Origin of the sequence: Streptomyces carminius (assembly GCF_002794255.1) — a bacterium.
Taxonomy (GTDB): Bacteria; Actinomycetota; Actinomycetes; order Streptomycetales; family Streptomycetaceae; genus Streptomyces; species Streptomyces carminius.
This window is the reverse complement of sequence record NZ_PGGW01000059.1, coordinates 1-22,763: the sequence shown is the minus strand read 5'-3', so window position 1 is coordinate 22,763 and position 22,763 is coordinate 1. Positions and strand designations below refer to the sequence as shown.

The following is a 22,763-nucleotide window of genomic DNA, read 5'->3' as shown; positions in this document are numbered from 1 at the left end:
CCGGTGTTTCCGGGGGTGGATGCGGCGTGGAATTCTCCGGGGTCTGGCAGCAGGAGAAGCGGGAGTGGTGGGAGCGGGAGTGGCAGGCGGCGTACTCCTGTTCTGGTGGCTTTCGACCGGTTCGGTGATGCGCGGGAGGTTTCCTGGGCGGAGGTTGAGTCGTCGGCGTGGTTTGCGGAGTTGCATCCGGCGCATCGTGAGCGGTTGCGGGGTGTGGAGGACTACACGCCGATCGCGGATGCGGTGGAGGAGACGCGCAACACGGTGGCGGCCGCGGTGGACGGTGGTGCGGGGCCGGAGGATGTGACGCTGCTGGCGGACCTGTACCGGTTGCGGCGCAATGTGACCGCGTACGACCCGGTGTTGTTGTCGTCCCTGGAGCGTGGTGTGGAGGCCGTGCTGGGGGCGGGGCGTGCGAGGTTGGTGCGCGGTTCGGTGACGGGGTTCGGCCGTCATGTGCCGTACACGGATCTGGTGGTTCCGCATCCGGGTCCGTGGGCGCGGGACCGCGGTCCCTCGGGGCTGGCGTACAGCCTGGAGTATGTGCTGGGGCATCACAGCACCGCGCACATTTTGCTGGACAACGAGGTCTCCGCGGCGGAGAACAGTCAGTCGGTTCAGTTGCTGGCCGGGATCGAGGAGGTCAACAGGCGGTACCGGGATGTGCCGGGGTATGTGCCGCTGCGGGCGTATGCGTCTTCTCCGGTGACGCAGTCGCGGGGGGACCGCTACGGCAGGGTGCATGACTACACCGAGCTCGGTGGTGTCCGGTTGCGGATTCGGCATCAGCCTCCGTACCGGCTGGTCACCGTCACCCGCGGGCACAGTCTTCCCGCCGCGGGCAGCACGGCGGCGGCACCCACCACCGTCACCACAAGCTCGTCGTATTCCACGGCGTATCCCGCCTACCCCACGGCCTCCGCGTCCTCCTCCACCACCACGGCGTCTGCCTATCCAAGCTATTCCGCGACCTCCACCTATCCCATGTACTCGACGTACTCGACGGGGTCGAGGAACTCGGGGCGTTCGGGCGGTACCGCCTACCCTGCCTACTCCACCGGCGGGTCCTCCCGGGGCCCGGTCTTCCCCGGCGCGAACGCCGCCTGGAACTCCCCGGACACCGGTACCACCGGGGCTGCCGGGCAGGTCGGGACGTTCGCCGATCCGCGGGTGTTCTTGGCGGGGCAGGGGGTTTTCCGGCCGCTGGGGGAGATTCGCCCCTATGTCCAGGAGGGCGAATCCCCCGAGGGGCGGCTGCGGCCGCCGCGGCCGGAGGAGCAGACCGGGCTGGAGCGTGTCTTCCCGGTCCAGGACGGGATGTTCCAGCGGTACCCGGATCCGCGGGACCGCGGGACCTACTATCTCGCCGGGCCGATCAGGGCCCTGAACCGGGCGAACGCCAGCAACGACTTCGCCACCGACATGGGCGCGGCGGAGTGGGTGCGCCGGGTCAACGCACGGCGCGAGACCCGGGGTACGGAAGGCCGCCTCGACAACTGCATGGACGTCGCGCGCAGTGTGCTGGCGTCCTGGTACGGCGTTCCCACCGTGGCGGCCGCCACCGCCCAGGGCATCGAGGACCGCGGGGGACGGCTGACCTCCCGGTGGCTGGACGCCGGCTGGCGGGATCTGGGCAGCGACTCGGACGCCGCGTGGGAGTCGGTGCGCCACATGCTGCTGTCCCGCGGTCATGGTTCCGCGGCGATGGTGATCTTCCAGCGTCCCAACGGCAACAACCATGCGGTCGTGGGCGTCAACCACCGGGGCCGGGTGCTGTGGATCGACGGCCAGCGCGGTCGGGTGGGCGAGCGGCCCCTGTACGAGGGCGTCGACTTCCGCTCGATCGAACTCGACCCGCAGGGCCGTCCCATCGACCGCAGGCCGACACCCGAGGAGATCACCCAGCAGACCACCTGGGCCGCGCAGAGCCAGAACGACCCGGGCCGGCCGGGCACCCAGAGGTGGGCGGACCAGAGAGGGGCGGCCCAGCGGCACCGGGGGTGGGACTTCGACGTGCGGCGGTTCTTCTCCGGCCGGAACTATGTCGATGTGACGGTGCGGGTGGCGTTGCGTCCTGGGCCGGGGGTGACGGCGTCCCAGGTGGAGGCGGTTGCCGACCGGCTGCGGGAGCAGGTGGAGGTGCTGTTCAACGCGCCCCGGCACCGGCTGCGGCTGTCGGACGGGGAGCGGTTGCTGCATGTGACCGTGCAGCCGGTGGACGGCAACTATCCGGAGGGGGCGCACTGGAGCGTCGAGGTGACGCCCGACGGGACGGTCTCGGCCCAGGCCCTGCCGGTGAAGGCCGCGCCGGTGGACCTGGCGCTCCAGTTGGGGCGGCGGCTGGGGCTGCGGGACATCGCGGCGGACGGCGCGGACAGGTCGGACCGGCAGTTGTGGAACCGGCTGCGGCAGGACTACCTGGCCCAGCTCGGCAGAGCGATCGACGAGGCGGTGACGGCCTCCGGCGGCTCGGGCAACTCCCAGCGCAGGCCCTCCGACAACAGCGACGAGTTCTCGCTGTTCCCGCCCGCCTTCGCGCCGGGCCCGTCCTCGGCCCCCGGCACCCGGGCCCCGCGGATGGTGACCCCGGCCGCCAAACCGGTCCCCCTGAACGCCTGGTGGTCCCGTCGCGCCCAGGCCGCACCCGCCCCGCTGTACACCGAGAGCTACGACCCGGCCCGCCGTCCGGACGCCCCGCGGCCGGACGGCCGCCGCGGACTGCTGTCCGGCCGCCAGAGTCTGATACGCGCCCGCATCCGCCGGATCCAGGCGGCGGACGGCCGGTGGGTGCGGGACCTGGAGATCGCCCTGCCGGTCCGGCCGGGCGAGGGTTTCACCGCGGAGGAACTGCCAGCCTTCGAGGCCGAGGTGAACGCGCTGCTGAACCAGCGGGTCAACACCGGCTTCACCCTGCCGGCCTCCGGCGACCAACTGCACATGAGCGTCCGGCTGATCCACGCGCCCCACCACCGGCAGGCGGTGGAGATCTCCCGCACCGAGCGGCCCGGGCGTTCGGACCAGCTGCACTTCCGGCTGCACACCGCTCCCGCCGACGGCGATGCCGACGCCGGCCCGCGGGCGGCGAACCGGCTGCTCGACGACAACACGGTTCTGCACGAACTGTTCCAGTACAGCGGTGTGCCGGACCGCTACTTCGACCCCGAGTCGCTGTACCGCAACCGCCCGGACAAGGCGTTCACCACCGGGGTGATGGCCGATCTGACCACCCCGGCCGACGGCCGGCTGCCAGCCGACTACCTGGAGGCGATCGAGAACGCCACCGACTCCGGCCCGGTGGTCCACGACCTGCCCCTGTCCGTCCCCGGTGACACCGTCCCGACCGAGAAGTGGTCGCGGGAGCGGGCGCTGACGGTCTCCGCCCGCAAGGCCGGCCCGGTGACGGCACCGGCGCAGGACTCGTCGGTACCGGGCCCGTCGGTCCGGACCCCGTGGATCTACCTCTCCGAGCACGGTTCCGACCTCCCGCCGGTACCGCTCCACGCCGGGTCCGGCCCCGCCCCGAAGAAGCCCCGGTGGCATCTGCCGGCCTACCTGGAATCGATGAAGGCCGCCGGCACGACGACCTTCTACGACCTGAGGGGCATCGACTGGATCGAGACGCAGATCGAGACGAGCACCGGGGGCGGCTCCCCGCAGGAGATCCTCACCGCTCTGGACGAGGCCCCCGAGACCTTCCTGAACCACGGCCGCTCCTTCCAGATCGAGGGCCGCGACGGCTGGTACGACGTCACCGTGGCGATGAACCGCCACCCCGACGAACCGCGCCCGCTGATCACCGTGCTGGGCACGCCCTCCGCCCCGGCGGGCACCACCGCGGGCACCAAGGCGGAGGCGCACACGGCCGCCGTCGAGCGCAGTTCCCTCGCGGTGACCGGCCGGGCCACCCAGGACACCCGCGGCTTGGTACTGAGCGGCAACGGCTACTTCCTGATCCCCGTCCCCGACATCCCCGTCCCCGCCCTGGCGGGAGCGGCCCTCAACGTCAACTTCTCCTTCAGGCGGCACGTCACCACCCGCGCCGAGCAGCACACCAGCGGGCAGATACATGTCCTGATCAGCGCGGACGGGACGGTGAAGGTCCCGCGCCGGGTGCAGTGGAACCTGCGGATCCAGAAGGCCGGGGTGCCGAACGCCAGGTCCCTGAAGGGTGACGGACAAGCGATCGCCAAGGTGCCGCTGGCGGAACTGGTGCCCGAGAAGGAGCCGAGCAGACTGGGACCGACCAGGCGGATCGACGCGGCCACCGCGCGGCGCATCGCCCTCGCGCCCAGCCTGCTGCCGCTGTGGGCCGACCCCGGAGCGCCCTACTCCGGCGGCAGAGGGGTGTTCGACGCCATCACGACCCAGCTCCACCCCGCACTGGTCGGACCCGGCACCCGCGGCCGGTCGGACGCGCACAGCGCGTCGAGGGTCGACGTCTTCACCCGGGAACTGCCGCGGATGCTCAACGGCTGGACCCTCTCCGAGGACCTGGCCGCCTCCTGGGGCAAGAACACCGGCGGCTATCGCATCCGGGCGGCGATCACGGAGATGACCCCGGTGATCCGCCGCCCCGGTACCGACAAGCAGAGCCTGGAAACCGGCTCACCCTCCTTCCCGACACTGGTCTCCCTGCAACTGGCGGCACGCAAGCACGCGGTCCAGGACGACGAAGCCCACGGCGGATCGGTCGAGCTGGGGCCGGGAGCCGGGTTCGTCCTGCCGCCGACCGGTCCCCGCGTCCGGTTCTTCTTCCAGCCGGGCCTGGCCCTCGCCTGGTCCCGCTGGTCGGCCCTGTCGCAACAGGGAACGACGCTCCAGGGTGCGGCGATCGGCGGGGACCGGGTACTGTACCTGGCGCGGCTGAGGGTGGAGGTGGAGGGCACCGGCCCCACCTCCCCCCGTACGCGGCGCGGACCGTCAGTGGCACATGTCCGCGCGTGGCTGTACCTGCGCGCGGAGGAGGCGGCCGACCTGGGGCTGCCACTGCCGCCGGGAATGAAGCCGAACCCGCTGTTCACCCACCCGGGCTTCGAGCGGAGGCTGGCCGTGGGCCTCGCGGCCACCAGCACGGTGTGGTCCGGACTGGACACCGCGCCGCTGCTGGACAGCCTCGGACGGCTGTTCGCCGACGACCCGCGGCTCAAGGGGTTCCTTCCCGCCTTCGGCCGGCGCGACGACGTCCCGGTGTGGCGCTCCTCCGAGAACGAGGGGAGGCGGATGCGCGCCAACCAGCGCGAGCTGGACAACAAGCTCTCCCCGGCGTACCTGTACGACAACCGCAAGGCGCTGACGACCCTGGGAGTCCAGGTCCAGCTGGTGCGCAAGACCCCGCTAAGCACCGACCACGCCGTCGTGCGGGTACGATTCGGGCAGGGGGGGCCGATCCGCTATCTGGGCGATGTGGACTCCTGGCAGCTGCTGTACGGGCCCGAGCTGACCAGCGAACTGCTGGCAGGAGAGAACAGGCGGCGCGGCGTCTCGCTGCGGTTCCGCCTCAACAGCACGCTCGTCCCCGGCCATCTGTACCTCAACGGCACGTTCGGCGGCGTCTACTCCGGCGTCCGCGACGGGCAGGGCGGCACACTGCTCGGTACCGCCACCGGTTCCCTCAGCGAAGGACAGGACCTCGTCAGCGCGTTCGGCACCGCGCTGCCCGTGGAGGTCGACGTCACCCTGGTGAGTCGGCCCCGCGGCCTGCGACGGGTGGCCACCCCCGGCAGCCCGGGCCGCCAGACCCCGCAGACGCGGCTCATCGCCACCACCGGAGCCCGCTCCGACCGGAGCACGGCCGCCCTGAGCGTTCCCCCCGCCCCGGTACGGCTGACCGCGCCCACCTCGCTGACCCACTCCGGGCCGCAGCCCTCTGGGGACGCCCTCCGGCCCGCCGCCGGACCGCTTCCGCCGGCCGTACCCCTCCCCGTGCCCCCGCTGCGCGGTCTGAGCGACATGTTCGAGACCGGGTGGGCACCGCCGTGGCCGGGGGAGCGCAGGATCACCCAGTGGCAGCTGCTGGAGAACTCCGGGGTGGCCCGGTTCTTGTACGACAGAGCGCTTGAGCTGCTGATCGCGGCCTCGGGCGACGGCGACGGCGCGCTGGGCACGCCGGAGCTGGACCCGGCGCGGAAGATCAACGAGGTCTTCGGCCCGGACGCGGTCGACGAGGGATTCGAGATCGCCACCCACCATGTGTGGCTGGCGGACAACCTCCACTTCGACCGGCGGGTCCACGATCTGCTGGGCGCGGTGGGAGTGCGCCTGCACGCGGTACGGCCTCGCATCCGCGATGTGGCCGGCGGCCCCCCGACCGACGCGGTGGCCATCGGCGGACATCAGGCGACCGGCAACCGGATGAGAGGCCCGTCGGCCTCGGCGGAGTTCTTCCTCGGCGGGGCGGGCTCCCTCGCGAAACTGGTGTGGCAGCTCGGTGGGACGGGCTACGCCCGCACCTGGAACTGGGCACGGGAGTCCTCCTCGGGCGTCTCGGTGAAGGTGAAGTACTCCACCTCCACCGAGCCCGGCGAGCGGATGGTGCTCGTCCAGGCCGATCTGGACGTGCTGATGGCGGCTGAGGTCTCCGTCCGCGGCAGGACCCCGAATCTGGAGACCTACGGCGGGAAGCTGCCCGGCGTGGCGTGGGTGTGGCTCTCCGAGACCCAGGTGCGCGAACTGGGCATGGCGGAGGAACTTGAGGAGTTCCTGGCCCGGCCCAGCATGGAGATCTCCTCGTCCGCGCCGCCCGCGCCGCCCCTGCCGGCCACGGTCTCCACCGAACCGGCCGACTCCTCCGGGACGCCCGCGGAGGAGACCGACGGCGGTCCCGCGGAGACACCTGCCGACGAGACCACCGACGCCCCCGCCGGTCCGTCCGTCACCACACCGGTCGACGAACCGGTCACCGAGCCCGTCACCGCACCGGCCGACAAGGCCGCCGACCTGCGCCTGGAGAACAACGGCGCGGTGATCTTCGGGAAGCTGGAGAAGACTCCCGATCTCAGCAGGCTGCTGCCCGCCCTGCGCACCGAACTGGCCCGGCTGCGCGGGCAGAAGTTCGCCGACCGTGTCCTGCCGCCTCACCTGGTGGCCGACCGGCACAGCAACACCCAGCGCCTGATGGCGGTCCTGAGCAGGGTCGGCTTCCGGGGACTGCAGGCCGGTGTGACGGACGGCGGAGTGAAGGTGACGCTGTACGAACCGGACGGCAAGGTCGCCTACGTGGCCCGTCTCACCGGCCGGCGCGGCACCGGCGTCTTCCACGGCCGCCCCACCGACCGCAAGTCCCTGACCTTCGCCGCCGAGGTCGGTATGGAGCGGTCCCGGGGCACGGTGCGCTCGGTGACCGACACTACGAACACGGCGATCTTCGGCATCGGTGACGTCGCAGGCGACAAGGGGGGCACGATCCCCTACACCGCCGCGCTGCCGGTCGGTTCGACCGCTGCCGCCGCGCATGTCGACTCCGTCAAGCACGGCTTCAAGAAGAAGCTGACCGCGTCGGCCGACGCCCCGGCGCTGTACATGCGCTCCTCCTTCACCGCGTCCTTGGAGCTGTTCGCCCCGGGCCAGGACGAGGACGGCGACCCGGCCGCGGTCGTCCCGCTGTCCGCGCCCGCGGAGGGCGAGGACGACCGCCGGCTGGTCCAGAGGATGCTGGAGTCCGACGTACGGGCGCTGGCCGGGATGCGGCCCGCCAGGGCACTGCCCGCCCCGGACTGGCAGCCCGCGGCCCGCACCCCGTCCCTCGCGCGGTGGCGGGGGAACGGCGCCCCGGTGTCGCCCGAGTCGCACGTCTTCTCCTTCGCGGGCACCCCCCAGATCCAAGCCGGGCTGCGCCGGCTGCTGGCCGGGCTGAAGGCGTCGAAGGACTTCCACATGACCGGCACCGTGCCGTCGCTGACGGTGGACGACGCGCTGGCGACCGAGTGGATCACCAGCATGCTGCCGACGCTCGCCGCCGTGGGCGGCTCTCTGCCGGACCATCTCGTCTCCGGTCTGCCGAAGGGCAAGAAGCTCAGGCTCCAGGCCAACGCCCGCTTCACCAACGGGGAGATCCTGGGGGTGGGGGAGCCCATGACGTTCGAGTACACCCCCGGCGTCACCTCCGGCCACCTCCGGACGGCCGAGGAGACGGCCGCCACCGTCAACGCCGCGGTCGAGTCCGGCGGCTCGCCGCCGGTCGGCGGCGGCTGGCTGAACCCCGCCCACAGCGCCGTACAGCAGTACATCGCCACCGGGAACCGCGCGCTGGCCCGCACGATGGTCTCCGAGTCCGCCCGGGTCTCCGGTGAACTGCCATTCACGGTGGTCATCGATGAGTCGGTACTGGTGCAGTTCGACGTGGACCTGCGCCTGGAGGCCGAACTCGAGGACTCCGCCGCCGACTCCTCCCGGATCCAGGAGGTCTCCGGCGAGGACACCGCCACGAGCCGTCCCGCCGACGGCGAGTCGGCCACCACCTCGATCGGCAGCATCGAGATCCCGCTGCACGTCCCCATGGCGCTGCGCATGGGGCGCTCCTCGGCCGAACAGCTGCTGACGGCCGGTCACATCGACGACCCGGGCCTCCATCTGGCCCCCCTGCTCGGCGAGACGGGCACCATGCTGGCCGCCACCGACGAGGAGCTGTCCTTCGAACCCAGCCAGGCGCCCGAGCCGGCCGGCGAGGAGCTCCCCACCCCCGTCGTGCCCGTACTGCTGCCGCCGGGGTTCAACGACGCCGACGCGCGGCTGCTGCGGGCCTTCGACGCCGGGGACGCCTCCACCGCCCCCGCCGAGGGCGGCCCGGACCCGATGGCGGAGGCGATAGAGCAGGCCGTCGAGGACGGACTGGCCGACGGCTCCTTCGCCTTCCCCACGCTGCTGACGCGCGACGCGGAGTTCGACGGGCTGGTGGCCGAGGGGATCAACGCGCTCGCGGAGAGCCTCGACGGCGGGGAGTGGCTGGGAGAGATCCGGGACGCGCTGCTGGACCGGGCCGCGGACCTGACGGGAGACGTGCACGGCCGGATCACCGAGGCACTGGGCGCGGAGGAGACGGCGGAGCCCGGCGGCGAGGGCGTCCAGGACCGGCAGCGGGACGAGCGGCACGAGCGGCACGACCAGCCCCAGATCCAGCCCCAGATCCAGGACCAGACCCAGGAGCAGCCCCAGAACCAGGAGGAACCGCCGCGGGAGGATCCACCCGAGGCACCCTGGTACCTGGAACACGGCGCGCTCGGCCACGCCTTCACACAGCGCGCCGACATGCCCTCCTGGGCCCTGGCACCGCGGGCCGTGGCCGAGGACTGGGCCGACGCCGTCCTCGACGGCCTGCGTGCCCACGCCGCTCCGGGCGACGAGGCACTGTACGCGCCACTGCGGACCGCGCTGGTCGACCTGCTGCTCACCACCGACCCCAAGCAGTGGAACGAACTGCTGGCCAAGGGCCGGATGCTGGTGGCGGACGGCCGCCTGGTGTGGCTGCGCCCTCAGCTGCGCGACCCTCGTCCGCAGGCCAGGAAGGCCCCCGGGGCGGTGCGCGACTACTCGGTGGGCTTCGCGGCGACGGCCACCGGAGGGGAGAGGTCGCGGGACGTCGCGCACGGCTTCGAGTCGGCCCTGACGACCGCCATCAACACCGCGTCCAGGGCGGCCTCCGTGCTCCTGCTGGGCCTGCCCAGCATCAGCGCGCAGGTGTCCCGCAAGAAGGTCCGCAAGTGGAAGCGCGACGTGGTCTCCGGCCGCAAGCTGTTCATGAGCGACACCACGGGCTTCGACGCCGACGTGGAGATGCGGATCTTCGTCGACGGCCAGGAGCGCCGCCATGGTGTGGTCACCCCCCGCGAGCTGGGCGTCGGACTGCCCGCCGACTACTCCGTCCCCGGCGCCCCGCGCCCGGACGACAGCGTCCCCGAACCTCCCGCCGCCCCGCGGCGCGAGGGGGACACCGAAGGGCCCTTCCGGACGCCCACACGGGCGAAGATCACCCTCAACGCCCTTGAGGTGACGGACATCGTCGCCCAGTTGCAGGGCGCCCTGCGCGTGGCGGGCCTGAGCGCCGACGCCGCCCTGAAGGCCACGGCGCAGGCGCAGGCCACGATCAACGAGCGGTCCCTGCTGAACCGCAGCCGCTGGCTGCTCACCAGCGGCGACCTGACCAACCCCGTCCACATCGCGACCGTGGCGGCCAAGTCCTTCCGCGGCCACTTCCACATCCACGCCCAGATCGAGTCCGTCCAGTACCTGGGAACGACCGAGGGCGTGGGTGTCCGCGACGACATGGGCGGCGGCCTGTCGGCGGAGCAGAAGAAGGACGGCGGCACCAAGGCCGGTGCGGCCTTCCTGGCCAACATCCTGGGCGGCACCAAGGACGGCGACATCGCCGACGGCTTCTTCCCCGCTTTCGGACCCAAGGCCACCTCCGAGCGCTCCGAGGGGCACTCGCACAACACCCAGGGACAGTTGCACACCGTCCTGAACACCAGGGCCGACCAGGCCCGCTACCGCAGCCGGCTGCGTCTGACGGTGACCACCAGCTCCACCAGCCACACCGTCGCCCCGGCCACCGGTTCCGTCACCGGCGAACTCGGCATGCCGCTGCGGGAGGCGGGCGACTTCGAACACCGTCTGCTGGGCGCGGTGGCCACCCCCGCCCTGCTGCACGGTCCGCTTCCGCCCGGTCCGGTGACCGCCCAGCCGTGGGTCCGCGCGCTGCTGCGGGCCTCGGACACGGCCCCGGTCCGTACCACCACCCGTCCCCCGCGCCTGGACCTCCCCCTGCCGCCTCCGCACCCCCGCGAGCCCCTGGCGCTGGCCACCCGGAAGGGGCAGGGCCTGGGCATGCTCAGCGATCTGCCCGGCTCGGAGCTGGTCCTCGAACAGCTGCGCTGGGCGATCCGGAACGACCTCGGGGACAAGGCCGGCAAGGCCGACTGGACGGTGGCCGACAAGGACCTGCTGATGTTCTTCGGCACGCCGGCGCTGGAGTCCGACCTGCCGACCCTGCTCAACGGCATCGCACACACCGTCACCGTCGGCGGGCGCACCTACCGGGCCGGAGTCCGCGGGCACCTGCTGGAACGGCTGGAGGACGCCTCCTCCACCTACCCGCGCACGGTCAACGCCCGGGCGGTCTCGGCCCGCAAGGCCGCCGGCCACCTCAAGCGCAAGTGGGCCGGGGAGGTCGGTTTCGGCGGCGGGGTGCGGCTGGCCATCCGCGACTGGTTCCGTGTCCAGCTCGGGATGTTCCGCCTGATTGGCAGCGGCGGGAAGGACGTCAGCCACGAGCTGTCCGGCAGTGTCAAGAGCTACCGCCGCACCGAGACCACCAAGGACGTCGACGAGCACGGCTACAACATCGTCTACGAGCTGTTCCTCCACCCCGACCCGGACGACCCGGACAGTACCCCCACCACCTGGTGGATCGACCGGCCCGGGGAGAACATCGCCCTGGTCGACGTCCCCCACCAGCACGTGCCCGCCGTGCCCCCGACCTCCGCCCAGCTCCGTGCCGCCGGGCAGTGGGCCGTCAGCAGCATCGTGCCCGGGGCCGACGCGCCGCGGATGGCCTTCGAGCAGGGCGGTACCTCGGGCGTCTATCCGGCCTTCCTCACCATGCCGCAACTGGCGAACCTGGCGGCCTTCCTGCACGCCCGGATCAACGGCATGCCGGAGGAGGAGGCCAGGAAGTGGTCCGAGGACTGGAAGAACTGGCCCGACCCCATCCGCAACGCCACCACGCCCACCGAACTGGCCAACCAGTTCGACGCCCTGGCCGGCACTGCGGGTTGGGTGCTCGACCTGCCCGACCGCGACGGGCACAAGCAGGCTGTCCGGCTGCGGCTGCGGGCCCTGAACCCCACCGACCTGGGGCCGACGCCCGCCGAGGACGGCACGGAGATCGAGCACTACCTGCAGGCGGCCGACCACCACCAGCAGGGCGTGGAGTACAACGAGGGCCTGGAGTTCGCCGGTTCGGGCGGTCCGCAGTTCCTTCTGGGAAGCGACGCCGCCCAGGAACAGGATGAGGGCGACGAGGAAGGCCACGGCGCACCGGCGCGGGAGGAGAAGGGCAAGGGACCCGGCGGCCGCTTCATCCTCGCCTTCCCCTTCGGACGCCAGCGCAAGTGGGGCCAGAGCGGCAAGCGGAAGTCCGGCAACATCGCCATCACCCGGGCCACCTACGGCGGTGTCACGCACACCGTGCGCACCACCCCGGTCTTCGAGGTCACCGCCATGCGGTGGATGGGGGACACCTGGGAGGAGACCACCCGCCACCTGGCGGTGCGCGACGCCCTGGACCTGCTGGTGCCCGAGCGCCGGATGGAGGACCTCCTGCCCGGCGCCGCGCCCGCCCCGAGGGAGCGGTCCGCCCCCCGTACCGTGGCCTATCCGGCGATGCTCCCCGGCATCGCCCATCCCGAACTGCTCAAGGCCGACGACGTCCTGCCCGCGATCCTGTCCCGGCTGCGCGCCCGCGGCGTCCTGCGCAAAGAGGGGGACGGCGGGAACCGGCCGAACCTGCTGCTGCGCACGCTGACCGACACCTATTCCTCCGAGCGGATGGAAGCCCGGCACTCCTCCCTGATCACCTCCGGGATACGGCGCTGGATACCCGTTCCCGGCCTGTTCGGTGTCACCCGCTACCTGTGGATCAAGGTCACCGCCGTCCCCCAGCCCGCCACCGACGACCGGCCGCGCCCCGACGTCACGCTGACCCTGCGCAGTGAGGGAATCACCGAGGAGGAGACCGAGGACTCCGTCACCGACCGCTTCCACGGCGGCTTCCACTTCAGCACCCGCGGTGGCGTCGGCGGTGAGCACGGCGGTGCCGAGTTCGGTGCCGGCTACGAGTCCAAGACCTCCCGGGGCCAGGGGGAGGCCCGCGAGATCAAGGACATCTACCGCACCGCGCCCAAGGACACCGCGCACGAGTTCACCCACCCGATGGTGTTCCGCATCGAGATGGGCATGAGCACCAGGCCGCCCGCGATCGTCGAACTGCCCGTACGCGGAGCCAAGTGGGCCTTGTTCACCCTCGGGCGGAAGCTGGGCACCGACACCCTGCACCGTCTGTGGGAGGCCCACCGCCCCTGGACGTGGCACGAGGACAGCGCCGCCGCCGGCGGCTCCCCGGTGACGGGGACGGCGCGGCTGCTGGTGCCCCAGCACCTGACCGTCCCGGCCGGGACCGGAACCGGGACCGTGACCGACGCGGAGGTCGAGAGCGTCGCGGCCCACCTGCCTCCCTCCCCCGGCACCAACCCGCGCTGGGAGCGCACCACCAAGGCCGACCGCCACGCCCCGGCCCCCATGACCGGCACCCCGCCGCGGGAACTGATCGACAACCTCCACCCCTGGGCGGTTCCGGCCGCCGCGGCCGTCCAGCTCTGGGCCCCGTCGACCGCCCGCCGCTACGCCAAGGACAAGGCTCCGGACCTCACCGGCGGCCGGCCTCCGCGCACGGCGGGCCTGCTGAACGACCTGACGAGGCCGAGGTTCGAGCACTACACCGACGAGGGCATGCTGAAGGCGAACATCGCCCCGCTGCTGCTCGGCGCCTACCCGGTCCCGGTGGGAGACGACACCGTCCTGGTGGGCCTTGAGCTGACCGCCGCCCACCCGCTGCTGCCCGAGGCCGTGGCCAGGTTCAAGGCCCGCCGCTACCAGCAGGACGACCAGGCCCCGAGCAGCAGCCGCGAGGAGGCCTCGGGCTGGTCACTGGCCTTCGGCCCCGAGGGCGGCGACTCCCACGACAACGGCCACCTCATCGAGCGGGCCCCGTTCGACCTCGTCGCGGTCGAGGACGGCGAGAAGCACGACTACAAGGTCGCCGAGACCGACGAGAGCAACAAGGAGGGGACCCGCCACTTCCGCCACTTCGCCTTCGACGCGCGGCTGGTCCTCCACGGCCCCGGCGGGACCGTCCGGCTGGACGTGGACCACGCCCTGTTCGGGAAACTGCCGTTGGCCGAGGACGGCAGGACCCTCGTCGGCGGGCTGCAGGACGCGCTCCAGCCCCTGCTGGACGCCGCTCGTACCACCTCCTCCTCCCCCCTGCCCACGATCGAGGAGACCGACGAGACCGACGAGACCGGCGAGACCGACGGAACCGGGGAGCCGGCGGAGACGACCGCCGGGCGGCCCGGACCGTCCGGTGTCCCCCCGCGCCAGAACGACCCGGCGCCCGCCTTTCCGCCCGCCGAACTGTGGAACGCTCCTCACAACGATGGTCGCGGCGGCAGAAGCCGCCCCTCCCGCCCGGGTCTCCGGCCCGCGCCCCCCGCGGAGGGGCCCGTGCTCACGGTTGACGCCGGTGGTGCGGACCCCCAGAGCATCGGGTGGCTACGGAACACGGCGGGGCAGGGCCTCACCGTCATGGCCGATGAACCGTCCGTCGGCGCCCCGCAGCTGCTGTACCTCCTCTTCCGGCAGGCCGGCTGGGGCAGGGTGCCGCCCGGCTGGCTGTTGCAGGGCAACACGGCCGAGGTCTTCCCGGCGGGGAACACCTACCGGTTCACGGTGCTCACGGGTGGCGGCCGGACGGCACGCACTCTCCAGTACCAGGTGCGGGTGCAGCTCGACCCCCGCCGCGGTGATGCCCGGCCGGGGCCGGAGGGCAGGGCGGGAACGGACGCCGCCCCCGACACCCCGGTGAGAAACCAGGCGGCGCTGGAGACGGCCTGGCAGATCGGTGCGGTCCTGCAGCAGGCCGGGTATCCGGTCGCCCTGACCGGCGGTGCCGTGGCGAACCTGTACGGCAGCCCGCGCCCGATCACGGACCTGAACTTCCTGGTGTTCACCGGTGGCGGCGAGATCTCCGTCCCACTGGTCAACAACATGGTGTCGGCGGGGATCACGGGGGTGAACGGGGAGTGGTTCGGGGCGGCCCCGCAGGGCGGCCGGACCGTGACCGGGACGGTGGGCGAGGTGAGCGTCACCCTGACGCCCACCGCGGAGCCCTACCAGGACGTGGTGCCTGTGAACGGCATACCGGTCCGTGAGCACCAGAAGGTCCTGGTCGACGCCGGAGTCGCCCTTGCGCTGGGCAGTCCGCGCGAACTTCCGAAGAGGCTCTTCGACCTGCTCCACATTCTCGGAGACCAGCCGGACGCCAACGTGGCGGCGTTCGAGAACCTTCAGGACGCCCGTACCAGGGAATACCAGGCGAGAGGCGGAAAGGGCCACGGGGAGATCGTCTTCCTCGGAAACCTGGCCGGGCTGGTCATCGGCACCCCCCAGGAACAACTGGAGGCGATGTGGAGCCGCTTCGGGGCCACCGAGGAGAGTCTCCAGACCCTGCGGGGGAACCTCACGACACTGCTGGACGCCTACCACCTCGGTGCCCGCCCCTACAACGACCTGATCATCACTCTCGGGCACTTCACCGGAGACTCCTTCGGCCTCACCGCCGCGCTGCTGCACAACCCCGAGCTCCATGTGCTCGTCGCGTACGACGACAGCGAAGTCCCCGACAGGATCAGTTCCTTCATCAGAAGGAGTCTCACGGCGCCGGCGCACAACCGGTACACGGTGGAGCTGCGCGCGCTGGGGGACGGCGTCACGCCGGAGCAGGAGAGCGCCCTGCGGCAGCGGCGCGACGCCGAGGTGGAGTCGCAACTGCGGCGTGTCCACCTGCTGAAGACGTACAACGCCCGGGGCGTGTACGACAACGCCAAGTACGGCACGGCCATGGGCGACGAGAGCCAGAAGGCGGATCCGCCGGTTCCCCCGGAACTGCTCGACGTCCGGTCCCAGAAGCCGGTCGACCACGGGACCCGGATCGTGGCGAACCTGTGGGACCCGCAGTCGAGTCCGGGAATGCTCAAGGACGCCTGGGGGCTGGGCGCCGACCCGGAGGCCGACGGGAAGGTCCGCGACTTCCTGGCCGCGCGCGGGATCTCCGGGGACGGTCCGTTCGCGGTCCTGTGGTCGCGGTTCGAAGGAAAGGTGAAGGGCAAGAGCCATCCGCAGCACGACATCGGGATCACGGGACTGCGGCAGCTCATCGGTCTGGTGCCGGCCGGTACCACGGTGCTGGTCGCGGGGGACGCGATTCCCGGTGGGTTCGCCAAGCTGGAGTCGGCCGCCGGTGCACGGACGGTCCACGATCTGACCGGGTTTTGGGAGAGTCCGGAGTGGCGTCAGGCCTTCCCGGAGCCGGACCGGACCACCCAGATGCGCGTGTTCGACTATCTCGCCCGGAGTGCGGACGGCCGGCTGCGGCACCTCGGTTTCCGCAGCGGCAACCTCGAGTCCTATGCGCTGATCGGCCACCAGGTGCGCTACCTGGAGGAGGCCGGCAACATGCAGGCGAAGCGCATGCAGGTCTGGCACGACACCGTCGGCTACGGCCGGATCACCGTCGACCGGGTCCCCACCCTGAGCGGGCAGTGGGTGGTCGCCATGGTGAACCGGACCGGTTTCGAGAAGCGTCTCCACTGGCGGAAGGCCCCCACGGAGGACAGGGCGAAGGCCCTGAAGCAGGAGGCGCTGACCGCGGTCAACCTCACCCGCGAACACCGGGGATTCCTCCCCGAGGACCTGGCGGCCGTCCAGAGCTACCTGCTCCTGGATGCCGTCCGGCAACCTGCTCCCGGCGCCCGGTCCGACACCGGGCCGGCGCCGGTCTTCCCGGAGGCGGCGGCCTGGAACAGCCCCGACCCCGGCAGTGACGCCCGCTCCCACGACGGCAGCGACACCGACAGCGAGACGTCGTCGGTGGTGCCCGCCACCGACTGGACACAACTGCTGGAGCACGCCCTGGGCGCCCGGCCGGACGACGCGGGCTTCGGCGACTTCGTCGCGGGTTTCGACGTCCTGGACGCGGCGCGGGCCGCGGACGGTGAGCTCTCCCGGTATCCGCTGGATCTCGGTGTGCTGGGGGAGATGGCGCGCAGGGTGCTCCACCTGCCCGGCGGAGAGCAGCTCACCCGTGACCATCTGTGGGAGCTCTACGACGTCGCGGTCTCCGCCGCGGACGCCGGCCGGGCGGGCGGTGTGGCGGCACTGGCGGCGTTCCACCTCGACGACTACCTGGGAGTGCTCGAGGAGCCGGGCGGTGTGGACACCCCCGGCGGGCGGCTGCCGGGCCGCAACTGGCTGGGCCGGCCGGTCCCCCCGCTGGACCTGGACCGCACCGGTGTCCTCAGGGGCGGTACGGCGGACCCGCGGGACGCGAAGTGGGCCGGTGAGCGTCCGTACGTGCTGCTGGCGGACGGCGACCACCAGCGCGTCGCGGTGCTGGACCCGGTGGGGAACGTGTACTGGGTGGGGGCCGAGGAGCTGGCGGAGCTGCTCCGGCACGACCCGCTGATGCCGCCGGACGGCGCGGTGGTGTTCCTGGTGTCCGGCGCGGGGGCGGGGGGTCTGGAGCTGCCCCGGCTGGTGGCCGACCGGCTGGGCGGTGCGAACCGCACGGTGTGGGCCACCGACGGAAGGATCGTCTTCCGGCCCGATCCGGGCACGGGCGCCTTCCGCGCGCTGCTGCACGACCACAGCCCCGGCCGGGTGCCGGTGGGCAGGTGGATTCCCAGCAGGCCCGGTTACGTCCTGCCGCCGGGTACCGCGCCGGGTTTCTTCACCACGGTGGACGGCCAGGTCTACCCGGACAGCCGGCTGATGCGGTACACGATCCTCACCCAGGACGGCATGGACGTCCAGGGCTGGGCCAGCGTGAGCGGCGAGGACCAGATCGGAGAAGGAGAAGCGGGGTACTCCGGTCTGTCCGCGGTGCGGCACTGGCGCCGGGTCTACACGCACCGCGCATCCGTGGGTCCCCTCCACGACCTGGAGGGTCCGGAGATCGGGTACTCGGTGGTCGGTCACGGCAGTAGGACGGGCGTCGACCTGCACCTGGACGACGGCACCAAGGTGGACGTGGACTACGGTCAGCTCGGCGGGATCATGCGGCGCAGGCCCAGTTTCCGGAAGCTGCGGGCGGACCGGGCCGGGCAGGTGCACTTCTGCCAGGCGGGCGGGCGGGCGCCGGGCAGCGATCCGCTGGTGACACCGCGCAACGGGCAGCAGACGGCCAACACCGCCGGGGCGATGGTGCGTGCCATGCCCACGGAGGTTTCCTTCGGCTCCCTGGGCGGGGGGGAGCCGGAGGCGCTGGGGCTGAGGAACACCACCGACGATCCCAAGGCGGTTCCGCGGATGTTCCACCCGGAGCCGTCCGCGCAGGCGCTGCTGGAACTGGCCGACCGGTACCTGAGGCTGGACCACCTGCCGCCGGTGGAGCGGCGGGAGCGGGTTCTGCGGATGGTGCGTGCCGTCAGTGAGGTCTTCGGCACCGGGCCGGAGGCGCGGCTGCTGGATGCGTTCGGTCGGCTGGAGCGGATGCGGCTGGCCGATCCGGCCTACGCCGGTGCCGGAAGCGCCCCCCTGACCTGGGCGCTGCTGCGGCACATCGCCGGGCAGTACCTGGCACGGCAGCCCGGTGAGGTGGCCCCCCGGTCCGAGTACGCGGTGCTGCGTGAGCTGCTGGGCAAGGCGCTGGACCCGCGGGCCGGTGCCCCGGGGCTGACCCTGACCGGGTTCATCGAGCAGTCCGCGGCCCTGGCCGAGCCCGCCGATCCGCTGCCCGCCGCCCTGGACCCGGCCGCCTGGGACGACGGTCCCCCCGAGACCTGGACGGATGTCGCTTCCCTGCCCGCCCCGGCCGCCACCGAGCAAGCGCCGGTCTTCCCGGAGTCGGCGGCGTGGAACAGCCCCGGCACCGGCGGCGACCCGTTCGCCGGGTTCGACGCGCTGCTGGCCGCGGCCGCCGTCACCGACCGGGTGCGGCTGCTGGAGGACGCCCTGGGCCTGCGGCCGGGTGACAGCGGCTTCGACGACCACCTCGCCGGGCTGGACTTCCTGGACGCGGCGCGGGCCGCGGACACCGAGCTCTCCGCCCGTCCGCTGGATCTCGGTGTGCTGGGGGAGATGGCGCACAGGGTCCTCCACCTGTCCCGCGGACACCAGATCACCGGCGACGACCACCGTCGGCTCTTCCAGGTCATGGGCCAGGCGGTGCAGGCCGGCCGGGCGGGCAGTGTGGCGACGCTGGCGGCGTTCCACCTCGACCGTTACCTCGGGGTGCTCTCGGGACCGGACGGTGTGGACACTCCCACCGGACGGCTCCCGGGGCGTAACTGGCTCGGCCTGGCGTTCGGTTCCCTGGACCTGGACCGGGTGGGTGTCTCCGGTGGCAACACGCTGAAGCTGGAGCGGGCGAAGTGGGCCGGCGAGCGTCCGTACGTGCTGCTGGCGGACGGCGACCACCAGACCGTCACCGTGACGGATCCGGCCGGCGACGTGTACTGGGTGGGGGCCGAGGAGCTGGCGGAGCTGCTCCGGCACGACCCGGTCATGCCGCCGGACGGTCCGGTGGTGTTCCTGGTGGGCGGCGCGGGGGCGCGGGGTCTGGAGCTGCCCCGGCTGGTGGCCGACCGGCTGGGCGGCGCGAACCGCACGGTGTGGACCACCAACGGGGACATCACCTTCAGACAGGCCCCGGGCAGGAGCACCACCCACGCGCTGCTGCACCGCCACAGCCCCGGCCAGGCGCCGGTGGGCAGGTGGATTCCCAGCAGGCCCGGTTACGTCCTGCCGCCGGGTACCGCGCCGGGTTTCTTCACCACGGTGGACGGTCAGGAGTACCCGGACAGCCGGCTGACGCGGTACACGCTGCTCACCGGGGACGGCATGGATGTCCTGGGCTGGTCCAGCGAGAGCGCCCAGGACACCGCCGTGGCGGAGGAACAGGAGTACCCCCACCTGCCCGCGGTGCGGCACTGGCGCCGGAACTACCAGCACAGAGACGTCCGAGGTCCCCTCCACGCCCTGGAAGGCCCGGAGATCGGGTACTGGGTGGTCGGCCACGGCAGTCGGGGGGACATCGCGCTGCACCTGGACGACGGCACCGCGGTGCGGGTGGACCACGGGGAGCTCGGCGGGATCATGCGGCGCAGGCCCAGCTTCCGGAAGCTGCGTCTGGATCAGGCCGCGCAGGTGCACTTCTGTCACGTGGGCGGGCAGGCGCCGGGCAGCGATCCGCTGGTGACACCCCGCAACGGCCAGAAGACGGCCAACGCCACCAGAAGCGTGGTGGGCGCCACGCCCACACAGGTCCGTCTCGAGCAGCCGGTGGGCGGGGATCCGGCGGCCCTGTGGCTGCGGAACGCCACCGACGAGCCCGAGGTGGTCCCGCGGGTGTTCTACCCCGAGCCACCCGCGCAGGCACTGCTGAGCATGGCGGACCGGTACCTGGGGCTGGGGCACCTGTCGCCGGTGGAGCGGCGGGAGCGGGTTCTGCGGATGGTGCGTGCCGTCAGTGAGGTCTTCGGCACCGGGCCGGAGGCGCGGCTGCTGGATGCGTTCGGTCGGCTGGAGCGGATGCGGCTGGCCGATCCGGCCTACGCCGGTGACCGGAGCGGTCCGCTGACCTGGGCGCTGCTGGTGGAGATCGCCGGGCGGTACGAGAACTGGCAGACCGGTCTGGCGGGCAGCCGGTCCGAGATCGTGGTGCTGCGTGAGCTGCTGGGCAAGGCGCTGAATCCGCGGGCCGGTGCCCCGGGGATGACGCTCACCGGGTTCATCGAGCAGTCCGCGGCCCTGGCCGAGCCCGCCGATCCGCTGCCCGCCGCCCTGGACCCGGCCGCCTGGGACGACGGCCCGCTCCCGGGCGGGCAGAACGTCCAGCCCTCACCCGCCCAGCCTCTGCCTGCCCAGCCCTCGCGGGAGGAGCGGGCCGAGCAGGCCGGTCCGTCCGGCACGCCCCGGGACGGGAGTGACCCGGCGCCGGTCTTCCCGGAGTCGGGAACGTGGAACAGCCCCGGCAACCAGAGCGCGACGCCGACGCCCACCGCCGAGCGGGAGCAGCTGCTCTACGACGCCATGGGCGTACGTCCGGGCGACGCGAGCTTCGACGACCTCACGGCCGAGTTCGACACCCTGGACGCGGCGCGGGCCGCGGACACCAGGCTCTCCCGGCGTCCGCTGGACCTGGACGTGCTGCGGGAGATGACCCGCAGGATCCTCCACCTGCCCCGTGGACACTGGGTCACCCGTGACGACCTGTGGAACCTCAGCAGCGTCGTGACCCACGCCGTGCAGGCGAACCGGGCGGGCAGCGTGGCGGCGCTGGCGGCGTTCCACCTCGACGACTACCGGGGGGTGTTCATGGGTCCGGACGGTGTGAACACTCCCAACGGGCGGCTCCCGGGGCGCAACTGGCTGGGCACGGCGGTCGAGCCCCTGAACCTGGACCGGGTCGGTGTCTTCGACGGCGAACTGCTCCTGGAGGATGCCAAGTGGGCCGGTGAGCGTCCGTACGTGCTGCTGGCCGAAGGCGACGAGGAGGCCATCGGCGTTCGGGGCCAGACCGGCGGCGTGTACTGGGTGGAGGCCGAGGAGCTGGCGGAGCTGCTCCGGCACGACCCGGTCATGCCGCCGGACGGTCCGGTGGTGTTCCTGGTGGACCGCGCCGGGGCGGGGGGTCTGGAGCTGCCCCGGCTGGTGGCCGACCGGCTGGGCGGCGCGAACCGCACGGTGTGGACCACCAACAGGTACCTCGTCTACCGGCGCAGCGCGCGGACGGGGGACATCCACGCGCTACTGGACGACTACAGGCCCGGCCGGGTTCCGGTGGGCCACTGGATTCCCAGCAGGCCCGGTTACGTCCTGCCGCCGGGCACCGCGCCCGGGTACTTCCGCACGGTGGACGGTCAGGAGTACCCGGACAGCCGGCTGACGCGGTACACGATCCTCACCGGGGACGGCATGGACGTCCTGGGCTGGTCCAGCGAGAGCGCCCAGGACACCGCCGAGGCGGAGAAGGACGAGTACCCCTACATGTCCGCGGTGCGGCACTGGCGCCGGAACTACTGGAACAGAGACGTCCGAGGCCCCCTCCACGCCCTGGAAGGCCCGGAGATCGGGTACTGGGTGGTCGGTCACGGCAGCCGGGAAGGTGTCGCGTTGCACCTGGACGACGGCACCGCGGTGCGGGTGGACCACGGGGAGCTCGGCGGGATCATGCGGCGCAGGCCCAGCTTCCGGAAGCTGCGGGCGGACCAGGCCGCGCAGGTGCACTTCTGTCACGTGGGCGGGCAGGCGCCGGGCAGCGACCCGCTGGCCGTGCCCCGCAACGGCCAGAAGACGGCCAACATCGCCGGAAGTATGGTGCGCGCCACGCCCACACAGGTCCGTCTCAAGCATCCGGTGGGCGGGGACCCGGCGGCCCTGTGGCTGCGGAACACCACCGACGAGCCCGAGGTGGTCCCGCGGGTGTTCCACCCCGAGCCGTCCGGGGAAGGGCTGCTGGAACTGGCCGACCGGCACCTGGGGCTGGACCATCTGCCGCCGGTGGAGCGGCAGGAGCGCGCTCTGCGAATGGTGCGTGCCGTCAGTGAGGTCTTCGGCACCGGGCCGGAGGCGCGGCTGCTGGATGCGTTCGGGCGGCTGGAGCGGATGCGGCTGGCCGATCCGGCCTACGCCGGTGACCGGAGCGGTCCGCTGACCTGGGCGCTGCTGGTGGAGATCGCCGGGCGGTACGAGAACTGGCAGACCGGTCTGGCGGGCAGCCGGTCCGAGATCGTGGTGCTGCGTGAGCTGCTGGGCAAGGCGCTGAATCCGCGGGCCGGTGCCCCGGGGATGACGCTCACCGGGTTCATCGAGCAGTCCGCGGCCCTGGCCGAGCCCGCCGATCCGCTGCCCGCCGCCCTGGACCCGGCCGCCTGGGACGACGGCCCGCTCCCGGGCGGGCAGAACGTCCAGCCCTCACCCGCCCAGCCTCTGCC

General features: G+C 72.5%; 1 protein-coding gene. It reads left to right on the top strand.

Annotated features, from left to right (window positions below; translation table 11 throughout):
• Nucleotides 1-213: 213 nt before the first annotated feature.
• On the top strand, nucleotides 214-22,763 hold a 22,550-nt coding region (locus CUT44_RS18850), incomplete at its 3' end, for a lonely Cys domain-containing protein (RefSeq protein ID WP_269846191.1).